The following is a 19875-nucleotide window of genomic DNA, read 5'->3' on the forward strand; positions in this document are numbered from 1 at the left end:
CTCGTCGGGCGTATCGATACCGTCGCCGTCGTCGTCAAGGTCGCGGTAGTTCACGTCCTCGGTGCCGTCCGTATCGGGAAGGTCCGTCGCAGGGTCGTCTATCTCGTCGTTCACATCGAATCCGTCGTTCACGTCAGAACCTTCATAGCCATCGTCAAGTCCGTCACCATCGGTATCGGTACCGGTATAGGACTGGTCGGGAATGCCATCATAATTAAAATCGTTGCCCTCGTTGTTGTCGGGCACCGAATCGTTGTCGCTATCGTCATCAAGATAATCGACATTGTCCGTGCCGTCCGTGTTCACGGGGTCAAGGCCCCCTATGTACGCGCTGTTGACCCCGTCGTTGGACGCATACGTGACCGAATCGTCCGCATTGGGCGCTATGTAGCCCGATGTGGTCTGTGCCTCTACGTTGTCAGGTATGCCGTCGTTATCGCTGTCTATGTCCCTAAAATCTGGCTGACTATCGTTGTCTGAATTTATTGGCGTTATACCACTAGGGGTATAAACATCATCCATACCGTTTCGGTTATTATCAACACCCCCGGGGGCCAAATAACCATCAATTGTCTGGCTTTCATTATTATCTAAAATACCATCATTATCAGAATCTATATCCCGATAATCCGGCATACCATCACCATCGGTATCAATAGTACTTAAACCGTCTTCATAAGCATCATCAATGTCATTGCAATTGGTATCACCTAACGGTCTAAGATAACCGGCGGACGTCTGAGCCTCTACTTTGTCCTTAATACCATCCGCATCAGAATCAAAATCACGATAATCCGGGAATTCATCATTATCAGAATTTATAGGGATTATCCCAAAACCGTAACTGCCTTCGTACGCATCATCCAAACCATTAGCGTTAATGTCTATATTTAAGGGTGCCACATAGCCTAAAAAGGATTGTGCCTCAACATTATCCCTAATACCATCAATATCAGAATCTATATCCAAATAATCAGGAATAGGTTTACAACTTCCTCTTATACCATCTGTATTTACCGGGGTTAAGCCCAACATGCCAGATTGCTCAAAAGCATCATCCAAACCATTACCATTATCATCCCTGTTCCATCTAACAATAAGGGTTCCGTTGCCCTGGGCTTCAATAGTATCCAAAATACCGTCATTATCCGAATCAATATCCAAATAATTGGGAATTCCATCTCCATCTTGGTCAGACGGATTGGTCAGGTAATTATTGTCCCCATCCTCATTTTGGTCTTCCACAGTATCCAAAATGCCATCATCATCCTCATCAATATCCGTATCATTGTTGGTAGTGGTATCGTTATTTTTATACATCAAAGAACCCTCCTGATTAGCCTTGCTAAATTGGATTCCGATTATAAAAAAAGAAAAACATATTAGAAATAAGTTTGAAAGTTTAAACCTAAATCCATCAATCTTCAATAATGTAGTTTTACCCATAAGTGTTTAGTGTTTTACTAATCACCATGGCAATGTAGTGTTGCGTTTCGTATAAGAAAGTGGGGCTTACTTAATAAAAACTATGCTAAGATATAGTATAATTATTTCAACACAAATAGTTTTTCCTTTATCCATCAAATACAAAAGATGAACTACTTATTAATTTGTTGAAAGTTACATTAATATCCTGTCGATACAATTAAGTACGGTATAAGTTAAGAAAAAGACTATGTAATGCGAAAATTCTTTTCACCACCCTTACTTTTTACAAAAATTCTTTTCACCCGCTTTCGCTATACTTTTTAATTTTGATTTTTGCTTTAAATTACAGGAAGATGGAGAATACAAATTAGCTTATTTTTGCACAAATATTTTACATGAGTTTTAAGCAAGAAATAGAACGAAGAAGGACTTTTGGCATAATTTCACATCCCGATGCCGGTAAAACCACATTGACCGAAAAATTGCTACTCTTTGGGGGCGCCATACAAGAAGCAGGAGCGGTAAAAAACAATAAAATAAAAAAGACCGCTACCAGTGATTTTATGGAGATAGAGCGACAAAGAGGTATCTCAGTTGCAACCTCTGTTCTAGCTTTTCTATACAAGGACAAAAAAATAAATATCCTTGACACACCTGGCCATAAGGATTTTGCAGAAGACACTTTTAGAACATTAACAGCAGTTGATAGTGTAATCGTAGTTATTGATGTTGCCAAAGGTGTGGAAGAACAAACGGTAAAATTGGTTGAAGTCTGCCGAATGAGGAAGATACCCATGCTGGTTTTCATAAATAAAATGGACCGTGAAGGACAAGATGCCTTTGACCTATTGGATGAATTAGAGCAAAAACTAGGGTTATCCGTTACACCATTAAGTTTTCCTATTGGTATGGGATATGATTTTAAAGGGATTTACAATATTTACGAAAAAAATATTAACCTATTTAGCGGGGATAGCAAAAAAAATATTGAACAGACCATTGCCTTTGATAATGTCAACAACCCAGAATTGGAAAAGATAATAGGTTCCAATGCCGCTGAAGAACTTAGGGATAATCTAGATTTGGTATGGGGCGTTTACCCAAAGTTCAACAAGGAATTATATTTAAAGGGTGATCAGCAACCTGTTTTTTTTGGTTCAGCTCTTAACAATTTTGGTGTTAGGGAACTTTTGGACTGTTTTATTCAAATAGCCCCTACACCACGTTCAAAGAATGCCGAGGAGCGTATGGTAGAAGCTAGCGAAAAGGATATGACCGGATTTGTTTTTAAGATTCATGCCAATATGGATCCAAAACACAGGGACCGTTTGGCTTTTATTAAAATAGTTTCTGGCACATTTGAACGAAATAAGCCATACCTACATGTAAGACAAGGAAAAAAATTAAAGTTTTCAAGCCCCAATGCTTTCTTTGCGGAAAAGAAAGAAATTGTGGACATTTCCTATCCTGGAGATATTGTTGGCCTGCACGACACAGGTAACTTTAAAATTGGGGACACTTTGACCGAAGGCGAAATATTGCATTATAAAGGGATACCCAGTTTTTCTCCAGAACACTTTAGGTACATCAATAATGCCGACCCCATGAAATCCAAGCAATTGTACAAAGGTATTGACCAATTGATGGACGAAGGTGTGGCACAGCTTTTTACCCTAGAATTAAATGGCCGAAAGGTAATTGGTACCGTTGGCGCCCTACAATTTGAAGTAATACAATATAGACTAGAACACGAATATGGTGCCAAATGTAGCTATGAAAATTTCAATGTTTACAAAGCTTGTTGGGTAGGAACCGAAAATAGAAAATCAGAGGAATTCAAAGAATTTGAACGTGTAAAGCAAAAATTTTTAGCAAAAGATAAAAGGGGCCAGTTGGTCTTTTTAGCAGATTCACAATTTTCGTTGCAAATGACGCAACAGAAATATCCTTCTGTGAAGCTTCACTTTGTCTCGGAATTTGATTAAATAAAAAAGCCCAATCTAAAAATATTGGGCTTTTTTTTATGCTTCTCCCGTAGGTCCAAAATTTAGAGGTATGGAAGGTTGTTCATAATCTTTTATCGTTCCATGTGCCTTTTCAAAACGTTGCACATTTTCGTTTAAAGCTTTTAAAAACTTCTTTGCATGTTGGGGGGTCAAAATTATTCTACTTTTAACCTTTGCTTTTGGCGCACCAGGCATCATACTGATAAAATCCACTACAAATTCTGAAACCGAATGATTAATAATGGCTAAATTGGAATAGATTCCTTCGGCCATCTTTTCATCCAACTCTATATTGATTTGTTTTTGATTCGGATTTTTATTCTCACTCATAGTTTTTAATTATAAAAAAAAGACCCTCAAAATAAATTTGAGGGTCTTTGATATTAAAATCTTAAGGCCTCTTTTCTGGCCATTATCTCATCATACTCTTCCTTAGATCCTACGATTATGCTATCATAGTCCCTCATTCCTGTACCTGCCGGAATCTTATGACCTACGATTACATTTTCTTTAAGACCCTCTAACGTATCTATCTTACCACTTACTGCAGCCTCGTTCAGAACTTTTGTCGTTTCTTGGAACGATGCAGCAGAGATAAATGACTTCGTCTGTAATGAAGCCCTTGTAATACCCTGCAATATTGGGGTGGCTGTTGCCGATACGGCATCCCTTGCCTCTACAATGGCTTTATCACTACGTTTAAGCAATGAATTCTCGTCCCTCAATTCCCTTGGTGTAACTATTTGACCAGGTTTCAAGTTTTCCGAATCACCGGCATCCATGACAACTTTTTTACCGAAAATATTATCATTTTCCTTAATAAAGTCATCTTTATGAATTAATTGGTTTTCCAAGAAAATTGTATCTCCCGGATCAACGATTCTTACCTTTCTCATCATTTGCCTAACGACTACCTCAAAGTGCTTGTCATTGATCTTTACACCTTGTAACCTATACACCTCTTGCACTTCGTTCACCAAGTACTGTTGTACGGCAGATGGTCCTTTTATTGCCAATATATCCTCAGGAGTAATAGAACCATCTGATAACGGCATACCTGCCCTAACATAATCATTTTCCTGAACAAGGATTTGATTAGATAGCTTCACCAAATATTTCTTTACTTCTCCCAATTTGGATTCAATGATTATCTCACGGTTACCTCTCTTGATCTTACCAAAAGAAACAACACCATCAATTTCGGACACCACCGCTGGGTTAGAAGGATTTCGTGCCTCGAACAATTCAGTTACCCTTGGTAGACCACCGGTAATATCACCTGCCTTTGCAGATTTACGTGGTATTTTAACCAAAATCTTACCTTCCTTGATCTTATCACCATCATCTACCATAATGTGGGAACCTACAGGTAGGTTATATGAACGCAAGGTTTCTCCTTTATTATCTTGAATCAATAAAGTTGGAATCAACTTTTTGTTTCGAGATTCAGAAATAACTTTCTCCTGGAAACCAGTTTGTTCATCTATTTCTACTTGATATGTAACACCTTGTTCAATATTCTCATAGGCGATCTTACCTGGGAATTCAGAAACGATTACACCGTTATATGGATCCCAAGAACAAATAACATCTCCTTTTTCAACCTTTGCACCATTTTCCACAAATAATTGTGAACCATAAGGAATATTGCTTGTACTTAAGGTTATACCAGTTTTTGCATCAACAACTTTAATTTCCGTTGTTCTTGATATTACGATTTCAGCTGGACTACCATCCGAACCTTCACCGGTTACCGTTCTTAAATCCTCAATTTCAGCAATACCCGAGAATCTTACCTCTAATTTATTGTCCTCTGAAATGTTACCTGCAATACCACCTACGTGAAACGTTCTTAGTGTAAGCTGTGTTCCTGGCTCACCAATGGATTGTGCTGCAACAACACCTACAGCTTCGCCCCTTTGTACCATTTTATTGGTAGATAGGTTTCTTCCGTAACATTGTGCACAAATTCCTTTTTCAGCCTCACATGTCAATGCCGACCTTACCTGAACTTTTTCTATAGGAGAATTCTCTATTTTCTTAACATCGCTCTCCATGATATGCTGACCAGCCTTTAAGATCAACTCTTCCGTCATTGGATTGTAAACATCATGTAATGATACACGACCCAAGATTCTTTCTCCAAGACTTTCTACTACCTCTTCATTTTTCTTAAGCGCCTGTACTTCTACACCTCTTAAGGTCTCACAATCTTCAGTATTAATAATTACATCTTGAGAAACATCTACCAGCCTTCTTGTTAGGTAACCAGCATCAGCCGTTTTAAGGGCCGTATCCGCAAGTCCTTTACGAGCACCGTGTGTTGATATAAAGTATTCAAGAATGGAAAGACCTTCCTTAAAGTTAGATAAAATTGGGTTTTCAATAATCTCACCACCACCGGCAGTAGATTTTTTAGGCTTAGCCATAAGACCACGCATACCCGTTAACTGGCGAATTTGCTCCTTAGAACCCCTTGCACCAGAATCAAGCATCATATACACAGAGTTAAACCCTTGTTGATCCTCACGAATACGTTTCATTGCCAACTCAGTTAACTGAGCATTGGTAGATGTCCAAACATCAATTACCTGATTGTAGCGTTCGTTGTTTGTTATTAGACCCATGTTATAGTTTGCCATAATGCCGTCAACTTGACCATTGGCATCTGCAATCATTTCATGTTTCTCTTTTGGTATAATAATATCCCCTAAACTAAAAGATAATCCTCCTCTAAAGGCAAAATCATACCCTAAATTCTTAATTCTATCCAAGAAATCTGCCGTTGTTGGCACATCAGTTACGGCTAAAATTCCACCGATAATATCCCTAAGGGATTTCTTGTTCAAGACATCATTGATATAACCCGCCTCTTCAGGAACTTCCATGTTGAACAATACTCTACCTACCGTTGTTGGTATTATCTTATATACCAACTCTCCTTCTTCATTAAAATCCTTGGCCCTTACCTTGATACCGGCATTCAAATCTACCTTACCTTCATTAAAGGCAATTTCAACTTCTTCAAACGAGTAAAAAGTAATTCCTTCACCTTTTACAATCAACTCAGGCGTAGATTTTCTTTCTTTGGTCATATAATATAGACCCAAGACCATATCCTGTGATGGTACCGTAATAGGAGAACCGTTGGCAGGGTTCAAAATATTATGCGAAGCCAACATCAATAATTGACATTCTAGAATAGCCTCTGGCCCTAAAGGAAGGTGAACCGCCATTTGATCCCCATCAAAATCCGCGTTAAACGCAGTACAAACCAACGGGTGCAGACGTATTGCCTTACCTTCAATTAATTTTGGCTGAAAAGCTTGAATACCTAAACGGTGCAATGTAGGAGCCCTGTTTAACATTACAGGATGCCCTTTCAGTACATTTTCTAAGATATCCCAAACTACAGGCTCTTTTTTATCTATAATTTTTTTAGCAGATTTAACTGTTTTTACAATACCTCTTTCAATCAGTTTCCTGATAACAAAAGGTTTGTAAAGTTCCGCAGCCATATCTTTAGGTAGACCACATTCAAACAACTTCATTTCCGGACCTACAACAATTACCGAACGCGCAGAGTAATCAACACGTTTACCTAAAAGGTTTTGACGGAAACGACCTTGTTTTCCTTTCAATGAGTCTGAAAGTGATTTTAAAGGTCTATTTGATTCTGTTTTAACAGCAGAAGCTTTTCTTGTGTTATCGAACAAAGAATCCACCGCTTCCTGAAGCATACGTTTTTCATTACGTAAAATTACTTCTGGAGCCTTTATTTCAACTAATCTTTTCAGACGGTTGTTACGGATAATTACCCTTCTATAAAGATCATTTAAATCTGATGTTGCAAAACGGCCACCATCCAATGGAACCAATGGACGTAATTCTGGTGGTATTACCGGAATTACCTTCATAATCATCCACTCTGGCTCGTTCTCTCTATTTTCTTGGGATTCCCTTAATGCCTCTACAACCTGTAGACGCTTTAAGGCCTCTGTTTTACGTTGTTTAGAGGTCTCCGTATTTGCTTTATGTCTTAACTCAAAAGAAAGTTCCTTTAAATTAATCCTTCCCAATAGATCAATTAAACATTCCGCCCCCATCTTAGCGATGAATTTATTAGGATCGGAATCTTCTAAATATTGATTTTCTTGAGGAATGGTATCCAAAATGTTCAAGTATTCCTCTTCTGTCAAGAAATCCATTTTCTGAATTTCCTCACCTTCAGGACCTTTGGCAATACCTGGCTGTATTACTACATAACGTTCGTAGTAAATAATCATATCCAATTTCTTGGACGGCAAACCTAAAAGGTATCCTATTTTGTTGGGTAAGGAACGAAAGTACCAAATATGTGCTACAGGAACTACTAGGTTAATATGACCTACACGATCCCTACGAACCTTTTTTTCCGTTACCTCCACACCACAACGATCACATACAATACCGCGGTAGCGAATACGCTTATATTTTCCACAAGCACATTCATAATCCTTTACAGGGCCAAAAATACGCTCACAAAACAAACCATCACGTTCTGGTTTGTGCGTTCTATAATTAATTGTTTCAGGCTTTAAAACCTCACCTCTAGATTCTGCCAAAATTGATTCTGGCGATGCTAAACCTATTGAAATTTTATCGAACCTTTTTACTGGGTTATTATCTTTTATTCTTGCCATAATAGCGTGCTGATAATGTTTTAATTTTTTTTACTTATAGTCTACAATAGTAACTATTGAACTACTCCTCAAGTCTAATATCCAAACCTAATCCCTTAAGTTCGTGCATTAAAACGTTGAAAGATTCTGGTAAACCAGGTTCAGGCATTGTTTCGCCCTTAACAATAGATTCATAGGTCTTAGCTCTTCCGATTACATCATCGGACTTAACCGTTAAAATCTCACGTAAGGTTGCGGATGCACCGTAGGCCTCAAGTGCCCAAACTTCCATCTCACCAAAACGCTGACCACCAAATTGAGCTTTACCACCCAATGGCTGTTGCGTAATCAAAGAGTATGGTCCAATAGATCTAGCGTGCATCTTATCATCTACCATATGTCCTAGTTTCAACATATAGATAACACCCACGGTGGCCGGTTGATCAAAACGTTGACCAGTTCCTCCATCATACAAATATGTATGTCCAAATCTTGGAATTCCCGCTTCATCCGTATAAGCATTGATTTCGTCCAATGTGGCACCGTCAAAAATTGGAGTGGCAAATTTCTTACCTAATTTAAGGCCAGCCCATCCCAATACAGTTTCATAAATCTGCCCAATGTTCATACGAGATGGTACACCTAATGGGTTCAATACGATATCTACGGGAGTTCCATCTTCTAGGAACGGCATATCCTCATGACGCACAATCCTGGAAACAATACCTTTGTTACCGTGTCTACCCGCCATTTTATCACCAACTTTTAGTTTACGTTTTTTAGCTACATAAACCTTGGCAAGCTTCATTATACCCGCTGGTAATTCATCCCCAACAGAAATGGTAAACTTATCCCTTCTCAAGTTACCTTGTAAGTCGTTAAGCTTAATCTTATAATTATGAAGCAAATCTGCTACCAATGCATTTGTTTCATTATCCGTAGTCCAACTTCCACCCACTAAATGAGCAAAATCATCCACAGAATTCAACATTTTCATGGTATACTTCTTACCCTTAGGCAAAACTTCTTCCCCTAAATCATTAAGTACTCCTTGTGAAGTTTTACCATTTACTATCGTAAATAATTTCTCAACAAGAACATCTTTTAATTCTTGGAACTTTACTTCATATTCCAATTCCAATTTAGAAAGCTCTTCCTTATCTTCTGAACGTTTTCTCTTATCCTTTACGGATCTAGAGAACAATTTCTTTTCAATTACGACCCCTCTTAATGAAGGCGACGCTTTTAAAGAAGCATCTTTTACATCACCAGCCTTGTCTCCAAAAATGGCACGTAACAATTTTTCTTCAGGTGTTGGATCAGACTCCCCTTTAGGAGTAATCTTACCAATTAGAATATCACCGGGCTTAACTTCAGCACCTATTCTAATCATACCATTCTCATCCAAGTCTTTAGTAGCCTCTTCAGATACATTAGGAATATCATGTGTAAGCTCTTCCGCCCCTAATTTGGTATCCCTAACTTCCAAAGAATATTCATCAACATGGATAGAGGTAAAAATATCTTCACGTACAACCTTCTCCGAAATAACGATCGCATCCTCAAAGTTATATCCTTTCCAAGGCATAAATGCCACGGTCAAGTTTCTTCCCAAGGCCAACTCACCTTTTTCGGTTGCATAACCCTCACATAATACCTGTCCTTTTTTAACCCTATCCCCTTTTTGAACAATTGGCTTTAGGTTAATATTGGTTCCTTGGTTGGTTTTTCTAAACTTCACCAAGAAATAGGTTTTCTCGTCTTCGTCGAAACTTATTAATCTTTCGTTATCAGTCCTATCGTATTTGATGGTAATTTTCTGAGAATCAACATATTCAATAACACCATCGCCTTCCGCATTGATCAACACCCTAGAATCTGACGCTACCTGTCTTTCAAGACCTGTTCCCACGATTGGAGACTGTGGCTTCAACAATGGTACCGCCTGGCGCATCATGTTAGAGCCCATCAATGCCCTGTTCGCATCATCATGTTCCAAAAATGGAATCAATGAAGCAGAAATAGAAGCAATTTGGTTTGGTGCAACATCCGTATATTGAATATCAGATGGATCTACTACAGGGAAATCTCCTTCTTCCCTTGCAATCACCTTATCCACACTTATCTTACCGTCATCATCCATAGGAATGTTTGCCTGAGCAATTTTCATTCCTTCTTCTTCCTCTGCACTTAAATATGCATAGTTTTTATAATCCACCACAGCGTCCGTCACCTTTCTATAAGGCGTTTCCAAGAAGCCCATAGGATTCACTTTCGCAAAAACAGAAAGTGAAGATATAAGTCCAATGTTTGGACCTTCTGGAGTTTCTATAGGACAAAGACGACCATAGTGTGTATAGTGAACATCACGAACCTCAAATCCTGCACGTTCTCTTGAAAGACCGCCTGGACCTAAAGCCGATAATCTTCTCTTGTGCGTAATCTCAGCAAGTGGATTTGTTTGATCCATAAACTGCGATAACTGGTTAGTACCAAAGAATGAATTGATAACCGAAGACAGTGTCTTGGCATTAATCAAATCTATAGGTGTAAACACTTCATTATCACGAACGTTCATACGCTCACGTATTGTTCTGGCCATACGGGCAAGACCAACACCGAACTGAGATGACAATTGCTCCCCTACAGTTCTTACACGACGGTTAGAAAGGTGGTCAATATCATCGATCTCTGCTTTTGAGTTAATTAACTCAATTAAATATTTAATGATTGTTATGATATCTTCCTTTGTCAAGACCTGCTTGTCCATTCCAATATCCAACTGTAACTTCTTGTTCATTCTGTAACGACCAACCTCACCTAGGTTATAGCGTTGGTCAGAAAAGAACAATTTATCAATTATACCACGTGCAGTTTCCTCATCTGGCGGTTCTGCATTACGTAATTGACGATAGATGTGCTCAACAGCTTCCTTTTCAGAATTTGTTGGATCCTTTTGTAACGTATTATGGATAATGGCGTAATCTGATTGCGCATTATTCTCCTTATGTAACAAAATAGTCTTAACATCTGCATCGATTATTTCTGCAATATGCTCTTTTTCCAAAATAGTATCACGGTCCAATACTATTTCATTACGTTCTATTGAGACAACTTCACCTGTATCCTCATCAACAAAATCTTCATGCCAGGTATTCAATACCCTAGCCGCCAATTTACGTCCCAATACTTTTTTAAGCCCGGCATTAGAGACCTTTACTTCTTCTGAAAGGTCAAAAATTTCTAAAATATCCTTATCACGTTCAAAACCAATAGCCCTGAACAAGGTAGTAACCGGTAATTTTTTCTTTCTATCGATATAAGCATACATTACGCCATTGATATCGGTAGCAAATTCTATCCATGACCCTTTAAAAGGAATTACCCTGGCAGAATATAATTTAGTTCCATTTGCATGAAAAGACTGGCCAAAGAAAACCCCTGGTGATCTATGTAACTGAGAAACCACAACTCTCTCTGCGCCATTGATAACAAAAGTTCCACTTGGTGTCATATAAGGTATAGTACCCAAATACACATCTTGTACGATAGTCTCAAAGTCTTCATGTTCCGGATCGGTACAATACAATTTTAAACGTGCCTTTAAGGGAACGCTATATGTAAGACCTCTCTCAATACATTCTTGAATAGAATATCGGGGTGGATCAATAAAATAATCTAAAAACTCCAATACAAACTGATTTCTAGTATCAGTTATTGGAAAATTCTCCATGAAGGTATTGTATAAACCTTCATTACCTCTTTCATCTGATTTAGTCTCAAGTTGAAAAAAGTCTTGAAAAGATTTAATCTGAATATCCAAGAAATCCGGATAATCCGGTGTATTTCTTGCGGAAGCAAAGCTTATTCTTTCAGTCTGATTTGTGAACATCTACGGACAGTGTTTTGATCGTGAGTACTAAAGGGGTAGTATACTTCTTAATATACCTAAATCTATAAAATGGCTTAGGTCTAACCGCAAAAAGCGAAAAGACCTAAACCAAAAGTAATATGGTTGTTGCTATTATTTAAGCTCAACTTCTGCTCCAGCTTCTTCCAATGATTTTTTGATACCTTCTGCTTCATCTTTAGAAACAGCTTCCTTAACAGCTTTTGGTGCGCTGTCAACAATATCCTTAGCATCTTTCAAACCTAAACCAGTCAATTCCTTAACCAATTTAACTACTGCTAACTTAGAAGCACCTGGTGCTTTCAAGATAACATCGAATTCTGTTTGAGCTTCACCAGCATCACCACCTTCAGCAGCACCACCACCAGCGGCAACCGCTACAGCTGCAGCTGCAGGCTCAATACCGTATTCTTCTTTTAATATATCAGCTAACTCGTTTACTTCTTTTACCGTAAGGTTAACCAATTGTTCTGCGAAATCTTTTAAATCTGCCATTTTCTATCGTTTAATAAAATTTTAAAATATACTTAGTTTATAGTGCGTACTTATTTTTCAGATAATGTCTTAAGAATACCGGCAAGTTTACCACCGCCAGATTTAAGTCCAGAAATAACATTCTTGGCCGGAGATTGTAACAATCCGATTATTTCACCAATCATTTCTTCCTTAGACTTAATGCTAACCAAAGCATCTAAGTTTTCATCACCTATATATATTGCTTCTTCAACAAAAGCTCCTTTTAATAAAGGCTTTTCAGATTTTTTTCTGAAGTTCTTTATCAATTTAGCTGGAGCATTGGCTACATCAGAAAACATCAAAGAGGTATTTCCCTTTAATACTTCCGGCAATTCGCCAAATTCTTTGTCTGAAGCTTCCATTGCTTTTGCAAGCAAGGTATTTTTAACAACTGCCAGTTTAATGTTCGCCTTAAAAGCAGCTCTTCTTAAATCTGAAGTTACACCGGCATTTAAACCGGATATATCTGCTAAATAAATACTGGAACTATTAGCCAACTGCGCAGTCAAATCTTCTATAACCGTTGCTTTTTCTTCTCTTGTCATACTATTAATTTTTAACTAGCAGTTCGTTATACTGACTTTGGGTCTAATTGCAAACTTGGGCTCATTGTACTTGACATGAAAACAGTTTTCATATATACACCCTTTGCAGCAGTTGGTTTCATCTTATTCAATGTATCCAACAACTCTTTTGCGTTATCCACCAATTTATCCGCTGAGAAAGACGCTTTACCTATCGCAGCATGTACAATACCTGTTTTATCGACCTTAAAATCGATTTTACCAGCTTTTACTTCAGATACAGCCTTGGCCACATCCATTGTTACGGTACCCGTCTTTGGATTCGGCATTAAACCTCTTGGTCCTAAAACACGACCTAAAGGACCTAATTTACCCATAACGCTTGGCATTGTGATGATAACATCGACATCTGTCCAACCGCCTTTTATTTTTTCCAAATACTCATCTAACCCAACATAATCAGCGCCTGCTTCTTGAGCTTCAGCTTCCTTGTCCGGCGTTACCAAAGCCAAAACCTTAACGTCCTTACCGGTTCCATGTGGCAATGTTACCACACCACGTACCATTTGATTAGCTTTTCTTGGATCAACACCCAAACGAACCGCCAAATCAACTGAGGCATCAAATTTTGTATTGGTTATCTCTTTAATTAAAGCAGAAGCCTCTACCAAAGAATATAATTTATCCTTTTCTATCTTAGAGTGCGCTTCTTTTTGCTTCTTAGTTAACTTTGCCATTTAATTGCTTTTAAGATTTTAAAAAGGTTTTTTACCTGATACCTTCATACCCATAGACCTAGCAGTACCAGCTATCATACTCATAGCCGATTCCACGGTAAATGCGTTAAGGTCAACCATTTTATCATCGGCTATTACCTTGATTTGGTCCCAAGTTACACTCCCTAATTTTACTCTGTTAGGTTCGCCAGATCCTTTTTTAATCTTAGCCGCTTCCAATAGCTGAACTGCCGCTGGTGGTGTTTTTACAACAAAGTCGAAAGACTTATCCTTGTAAACGGTGATAACAACTGGTAATACCTTACCTGGTTTATCCTGCGTACGAGCGTTGAACTGCTTACAGAATTCCATAATGTTAACACCGGCAGCACCTAAGGCGGGTCCAACCGGTGGCGATGGATTCGCTGCACCTCCCCTAACTTGTAGTTTAACTACTTTACCTACTTCTTTTGCCATTGTTTAAAATTAAATTGAAAGTGTGTTTACGGAAGCAACACTACTTTAATTATGTATGTAACACTTAATATTATACTTTTTCAACTTGCATATAACTTAACTCTAATGGTGTTTTTCTTCCGAAAATCTTAACCATTACCTCAAGCTTGCGTTTTTCTTCGTTTATCTTTTCGACCGTACCGTTGAATCCATTGAACGGACCATCTATTACCTTTACGGTCTCCCCAAATACAAATGGTATGGCAACACTATCGGTATTAACCGCCAGCTCATCTACCTTACCAAGCATTCTATTAACTTCATTCTTTCTTAAAGGAACAGGATCTCCGCCTTTTGTTTCCCCTAAAAATCCAATAACATTAGTGATAGAACGAATAATATGAACCATTTCTCCTCCCAAATTGGCTTTAATCATAATATAACCAGGGAAATAAACACGTTCCTTATTAATTTTTTTACCGTTCCTGATTTGAACTACTTTCTCTGTAGGAACAAGTACATCCTCTAAATAATCAGAAAAACCGTGACGTTCAACTTCGCTTTCAATATAGCCTTTGATTTTATTCTCTTGACCACTGACCGCCCTTACAACGTACCATTTCTTTTCCAATACTTCTGACATAGGTCCTCTTAGTTTAAAACAGTGTTGAAATATAACTTGATCACCTTACTGAAGACCGTATCTACACCCCAAGTAGCCAAAGCAAATAGGATAGAAAACACCGCTACAACAACCATTAAATTTGATGATTCTGCACGTGAGGGAAGAGTAACATTATTCCTTAACTCTTCAACGGATTCTTTTATATATGTGAACATCTAATTCTGTTTTACAATTTCAACTAATGAGATTTCAACCTCTATACTCTTGCGCACGGGAGGAGAGACTCGAACTCCCGACACCTGGTTTTGGAGACCAGTGCTCTACCAACTGAGCTACACCCGTAAAAAATGGCGAATCAAATAATTCACCTATTCTTTTATTTGCATGTAAAGGTGTCCCGCATGAGCAGGACACCCTTATATACAATACTCTTTAGATTGAATTAATCTATAATCTTAGTTACCTGACCAGCACCTACAGTTCTACCACCTTCACGGATAGCGAAACGTAAACCTACGCTCAATGCGATTGGCTGAATCAACTCAACAGTAATAGTAAGGTTATCACCAGGCATTACCATTTCTACTCCTGCAGGAAGTGCAATGTTACCAGTAACATCCGTTGTTCTTACATAAAACTGTGGACGGTAGTTATTATGGAATGGCGTATGACGACCACCTTCTTCTTTTTTCAATACATAGACCTCAGCTTCAAACTTAGCATGTGGCTTAACAGAACCTGGCTTACAGATTACCATACCACGGCTAATTTGAGATTTTTCAATACCTCTCAACAAGATACCTACGTTATCACCAGCTTCACCTCTATCCAATATTTTACGGAACATCTCAACCCCAGTAATAGTAGAGTTCAATTTCTCCGCACCCATACCAATGATCTCAACTGGATCACCAGTGTTTGCAATACCAGTTTCTATACGACCAGTTGCAACAGTACCACGACCAGTAATCGTAAATACATCCTCAACAGGCATTAAGAAATCCTTATCAACATCCCTAGCAGGAAGCTCGATCCAGCTATCAACAGCATCCATCAATTCCATTACCGTATCAACCCATTTTTGCTCACCGTTCAATGCACCTAATGCAGATCCAGCGATTACAGGTCCATTATCACCATCATACTCATAGAAAGAAAGCAATTCCCTTACTTCCATTTCAACAAGCTCGATCAACTCCTCATCATCCACCATATCCACTTTGTTCATGAAAACAACGATTCTAGGAATACCAACCTGGCGACCTAAAAGGATGTGCTCACGAGTTTGTGGCATTGGACCATCTGTAGCGGCAACAACTAAAATAGCACCATCCATTTGAGCAGCACCGGTAACCATGTTCTTTACGTAATCCGCGTGACCAGGACAGTCAACGTGAGCGTAGTGACGGTTAGCTGTAGAATACTCTACGTGTGAAGTGTTAATAGTAATACCTCTTTCTTTTTCTTCAGGAGCGTTATCGATAGAATCGAAACTTCTCAGTTCAGAAAGACCTGCGTTTGCCAATACAGTAGTAATAGCAGCAGTTAATGTAGTTTTACCGTGATCCACGTGTCCAATAGTACCTATATTTAAGTGCGGTTTGGAACGATCGAAAGTTTCCTTTGCCATGTTTAATGAATTTTAATCTTAGTTTATATTAGTGTACAAATTTATACCTTAATTGAGCCAATGACGAGAATTGAACTCGTGACCTCTTCCTTACCAAGGAAACGCTCTACCCCTGAGCTACACCGGCGTAAAGTGTCGAATCTATTTACAAAACAGACTCCTGCCTTCGCAGGGACGACATTTCTGTCTAATTATTGAGCGGGAGACCGGGTTCGAACCGGCGACATTCAGCTTGGAAGGCTGACGCTCTACCAACTGAGCTACTCCCGCTTATAACATTACAAAATTTCAATAAAATTACTTTAAAAATAGTTTTGTGGGGAGAGCAGGATTCGAACCTGCGAAGACGTAGTCAGCAGATTTACAGTCTGCCCTCGTTGGCCGCTTGAGTATCTCCCCTCAAACTAATATTTTAAAGAACTTCAGAGCCGATGGAGGGACTCGAACCCACGACCTGCTGATTACAAATCAGCTGCTCTAGCCAGCTGAGCTACATCGGCTTATTTACGACTTTTATCGCCATAAAAAAGCCCGCTATTTCTAACGGACTGCAAATGTATAGTATTTTTTGTTTATTCAAAACAAATTTTAAAAAATTTTTATCATGCCTGCACTCTTAATTTTTCCTTTTGTTTTATTAGCCTTCTTTCCAACGAATTACACGCAGAGTCTACAGCTTCCTCAAATGATTTACATTGCTTTTTTACAACGAATTTATCCTTAGGTACGTTTATTTTTATCTCGACTATCTTATTTACTTTAGAACTCGTATTTTCCACCTTCATGTAGACGTCCGAACTAATGACCTTTGAATAAAAGGTTTCTACCTTGTTAAGCCTGTTCTGCAAAAAATCTATCAACTTACGATCTGCATTAAAATTTACCGATTGTGTATTTACTTTCATACTCAGAAAATTTATGGCCAAGAAAAATGTTGGCCTGATTAGACGATTATTACTTGTTACCCCTTGGGTGCGCTTTTGCATGAACTTTTTTTAATTCTGCAATACTATTATGTGTGTATACCTGGGTAGACGCCAAGCTAGTGTGCCCCAACAATTCTTTGACCGAATTTAAATCCGCACCTTTATTCAAAAGATGGGTGGCAAAGGTGTGCCTTAAAATATGCGGGCTGGTCTTCACCTTGCTTGACACCATTCTAAAATACTTGTTTATTACTCTATAAACAAGTGTTTCATATAATTTATTGCCAGATGCCGTCAGAAAGATAAAATTGGAATCATTTATCTGTTCAAGCCTTAGGCGCTTATTTAAATAGCCGATAATCATTTGCTCAGTTTCCTGCAGCATTGGGATCAATCTTTCCTTATTTCTTTTACCCAATACCTTAATGGTTTTGGCATCAAAATCAATATCCGATACTTTTAACCCAATAAGTTCCGCCCTACGCATACCGGTCGTATACAGAATATGTATTAACAATTGATCTCTACACCCTTCAAAAGTATCAGTAAATTCAATGGCGGAAAGTACATCCCTCATCTCCAGTTCAGAAAACGGCACCTCTATTTTCTTGGATGTTTTCAACGCCCTATGCTTTATTAAAGGACTAACATTAATGACCTCTGTTTTTTGCAAAAATTTATAATACGCCCTTAGCGATGAAATTTTTCTGTTAATGGACCTATTGTTGATCTTTAGCTCTGATAACCTAACTATCCAACTTCGCACAAGAGCATATTCAATATGATCTATGTCCTCAACCCCAAACGCCGCCGTAACAAACTCACAGAACGACATTATATCACTTTCATAAGCCTTTACGGTATGATCGGAATAATTCTTTTCCAATAATAGATATGAAGTAAATTCAGCTATAAACATTACTTAAAGGTATCAAAAGAATTAAGTTAGTTAAGATTTGCGCAAAAAAAATCCCGCATAAAGCGGGATTTTCTATATTAAAAAAACAAAGTTTAGATTTCTTCTTGATCTCTAAGACCTTGAATATATTCTGCTTTTTGGATTTGAGCTCTACGAACTACAGATGGCTTATTGAACTGTTGACGCTTTCGTAACTGTCTCATTGTACCTGTTTTATCAAACTTTCGCTTAAAGCGCTTTAAAGCTCTATCTATGTTTTCTCCTTCTTTTACTGGTATTATTAACATGGGCTAAACCTCCTCTCTTTATGATTAAGGGTGCAAATATAAGAACTAAATTCATTTTAGCAACCTATTATCAAATTTTTAAAAATTATTTATCTATTGCTGAACAGTAGCAGGTCTGTACTCCTTTTTATCAATAACCATCTTGGCAATTATCTCCCTAAGTATTTCAGAGGTTCCACCTCCAATTGGACCCAACCTGCTATCCCTAAAGTTTCTGGCCATAGGATAATCCTCTATATACCCATATCCACCCAAAAACTGCAAACATTCATACGCCACCTCATCTGCTACCTTCGTTGATTTTAATTTTGAAATGGTGGCTTCCTTTACCACATACTGTCCTTTGTCCAAGCGATAAGCTACAGAATAATTATACTCCTTGCACATATCTATATCCGCATACATATCCGCAACCCTGTGCCTTAATGCTTGAAATTGGTCGATCGTCTTGCCAAAAGCCTCTCGCTCCGACATATATTGTAGTGCATATTCCAAAAAATATTCCGATCTGGCATGTGCATTGACGCCCATGATCAACCGCTCAAGGGAAAAATGCTCCATGATATAGGAAAAGCCCATATTTTCTTCACCCATAAGGTTCTCCACAGGTATCATGACATTATCGAACGCCAGTTCTGCCGTATCCGATGCTCTCCAACCCAATTTATTCAACTTGTTGGCCGTTACCCCTTTACTCTGCCGGTCTACCACAAAAATACTTATGCCCTTATTACCCAACTCAGGTGCCGTCTTGGCGGCAACGATCATATAATCCGCATACACGCCATTGGTTATAAAGGTTTTTGAACCATTTAATATATAATGGTCCCCTTTACGAACTGCCGTGGTACGCATTCCTGCAACATCACTTCCACCAAAAGGCTCAGAAACACAAAGACACCCAACCTTATCACCATCCACACTAGGTCGTAGATACTTTTCCTTAACAAAAGAATCGCCTTCCTTGTTCAAATGGGTCATTGCCAAATATGCATGGGCCCAAATTGCCGCAGCAAAACCTCCGGAATTCACCTTTTGCAATTCTTCCAATAAAATTACAGTATAGAACAAATCAAGACCCAGACCACCATCTTCCTCCGGTGTGGCAAGTCCAAAATATCCCATATCACCAAATTTCTTCCATATGAACCTTTCAATAGTTCCATTGGCCTCCCATTTATCTATATGCGGAACAACTTCTTTCTGTAAAAATTCTTTTAAGCTTTCCCGAAAAAGTTGATGCTCTTCCGTGAAGTACATACTTTGCATAG

General features: G+C 38.4%; 15 protein-coding genes, 5 tRNA genes and 1 pseudogene. 1 reads left to right on the forward strand and 20 read right to left on the reverse strand.

The window, feature by feature from the left end; translation table 11 throughout:
* Positions 1 to 1320, reverse strand: a pseudogene (locus CHB68_RS17160) (gliding motility-associated C-terminal domain-containing protein); the annotation flags it as partial.
* Positions 1321 to 1823: 503 nt separating this feature from the next.
* Between CHB68_RS17160 and CHB68_RS17165 the strand changes: the two are divergent.
* Entirely contained in the window at positions 1824 to 3413 is a 1590-nt protein-coding gene (locus tag CHB68_RS17165; RefSeq protein WP_089262947.1) for a peptide chain release factor 3, read from the forward strand.
* 36 nt (positions 3414 to 3449) lie between these two features.
* On the opposite strand, the gene CHB68_RS17170 is transcribed toward CHB68_RS17165, so the two are convergent.
* From CHB68_RS17170 to CHB68_RS17260, 19 genes are all read right to left on the reverse strand, one after another.
* The gene (locus tag CHB68_RS17170) at positions 3450 to 3764 is read right to left on the reverse strand and encodes a DUF3467 domain-containing protein (protein WP_089262949.1); all 315 of its coding nucleotides are present in this window, start codon (positions 3762 to 3764) and stop codon (positions 3450 to 3452) included.
* 53 nt (positions 3765 to 3817) lie between these two features.
* Positions 3818 to 8116 carry a DNA-directed RNA polymerase subunit beta' gene (gene rpoC / locus CHB68_RS17175; RefSeq protein ID WP_089262951.1) on the reverse strand — a complete coding sequence of 1433 codons (4299 nt, stop codon included), beginning with the start codon at positions 8114 to 8116 and terminating at the stop codon, positions 3818 to 3820.
* Positions 8117 to 8177: 61 nt separating this feature from the next.
* A complete protein-coding gene (rpoB, locus tag CHB68_RS17180; protein ID WP_089262953.1) occupies positions 8178 to 11987 on the reverse strand; it encodes a DNA-directed RNA polymerase subunit beta in 3810 nt (1269 codons plus the stop codon).
* Positions 11988 to 12119: 132 nt separating this feature from the next.
* On the reverse strand, positions 12120 to 12500 hold the full coding sequence (gene rplL / locus CHB68_RS17185) for a 50S ribosomal protein L7/L12 (RefSeq protein WP_089262955.1): 381 nt from the start codon (positions 12498 to 12500) through the stop codon (positions 12120 to 12122).
* A gap of 50 nt (positions 12501 to 12550) precedes the next feature.
* A complete protein-coding gene (rplJ, locus tag CHB68_RS17190; protein WP_089262957.1) occupies positions 12551 to 13066 on the reverse strand; it encodes a 50S ribosomal protein L10 in 516 nt (171 codons plus the stop codon).
* A 26-nt stretch (positions 13067 to 13092) separates the two neighbouring features.
* A complete protein-coding gene (rplA, locus tag CHB68_RS17195) occupies positions 13093 to 13782 on the reverse strand; it encodes a 50S ribosomal protein L1 (protein ID WP_089262959.1) in 690 nt (229 codons plus the stop codon).
* 18 nt (positions 13783 to 13800) lie between these two features.
* The gene (gene rplK, locus CHB68_RS17200; RefSeq protein ID WP_089262961.1) at positions 13801 to 14238 is read right to left on the reverse strand and encodes a 50S ribosomal protein L11; all 438 of its coding nucleotides are present in this window, start codon (positions 14236 to 14238) and stop codon (positions 13801 to 13803) included.
* Between the two features lie 70 nt (positions 14239 to 14308).
* Positions 14309 to 14860: a transcription termination/antitermination protein NusG gene (gene nusG / locus CHB68_RS17205; protein ID WP_089262964.1), complete on the reverse strand. Its 552-nt coding sequence runs from the start codon at positions 14858 to 14860 to the stop codon at positions 14309 to 14311.
* A gap of 8 nt (positions 14861 to 14868) precedes the next feature.
* Positions 14869 to 15057: a preprotein translocase subunit SecE gene (gene secE, locus CHB68_RS17210; protein ID WP_068484277.1), complete on the reverse strand. Its 189-nt coding sequence runs from the start codon at positions 15055 to 15057 to the stop codon at positions 14869 to 14871.
* Positions 15058 to 15111: 54 nt separating this feature from the next.
* Positions 15112 to 15184: transfer RNA gene (locus CHB68_RS17215), tRNA-Trp, on the reverse strand.
* A gap of 100 nt (positions 15185 to 15284) precedes the next feature.
* Positions 15285 to 16472, reverse strand: coding sequence for an elongation factor Tu (tuf, locus tag CHB68_RS17220; RefSeq protein ID WP_089262966.1), 1188 nt, complete (start codon positions 16470 to 16472; stop codon positions 15285 to 15287).
* Positions 16473 to 16527: 55 nt separating this feature from the next.
* Positions 16528 to 16599 (reverse strand) — tRNA-Thr (locus CHB68_RS17225).
* Positions 16600 to 16669: 70 nt separating this feature from the next.
* A tRNA-Gly gene (locus CHB68_RS17230) sits at positions 16670 to 16742 on the reverse strand.
* Positions 16743 to 16789: 47 nt separating this feature from the next.
* Positions 16790 to 16871, reverse strand: a tRNA-Tyr gene (locus CHB68_RS17235).
* Between the two features lie 27 nt (positions 16872 to 16898).
* A tRNA-Thr gene (locus CHB68_RS17240) sits at positions 16899 to 16972 on the reverse strand.
* Positions 16973 to 17074: 102 nt separating this feature from the next.
* Positions 17075 to 17377: a ribosome hibernation-promoting factor, HPF/YfiA family gene (gene hpf / locus CHB68_RS17245; RefSeq protein WP_089262968.1), complete on the reverse strand. Its 303-nt coding sequence runs from the start codon at positions 17375 to 17377 to the stop codon at positions 17075 to 17077.
* A gap of 49 nt (positions 17378 to 17426) precedes the next feature.
* Positions 17427 to 18317, reverse strand: a complete 891-nt coding sequence (locus CHB68_RS17250; RefSeq protein ID WP_089262970.1) for a tyrosine-type recombinase/integrase — start codon at positions 18315 to 18317, stop codon at positions 17427 to 17429.
* Positions 18318 to 18409: 92 nt separating this feature from the next.
* Positions 18410 to 18604 (reverse strand): 30S ribosomal protein S21, encoded by a 195-nt coding sequence (gene rpsU, locus CHB68_RS17255; RefSeq protein WP_027067859.1) that lies wholly within the window; start codon positions 18602 to 18604, stop codon positions 18410 to 18412.
* 93 nt (positions 18605 to 18697) lie between these two features.
* Positions 18698 to 19873 (reverse strand): acyl-CoA dehydrogenase family protein, encoded by a 1176-nt coding sequence (locus tag CHB68_RS17260; protein WP_089262972.1) that lies wholly within the window; start codon positions 19871 to 19873, stop codon positions 18698 to 18700.
* Between the last annotated feature and the right edge of the window lie 2 nt (positions 19874 to 19875).

The organism is Maribacter sedimenticola (assembly GCF_900188415.1).
Lineage (GTDB): Bacteria > Bacteroidota > Bacteroidia > Flavobacteriales > Flavobacteriaceae > Maribacter > Maribacter sedimenticola.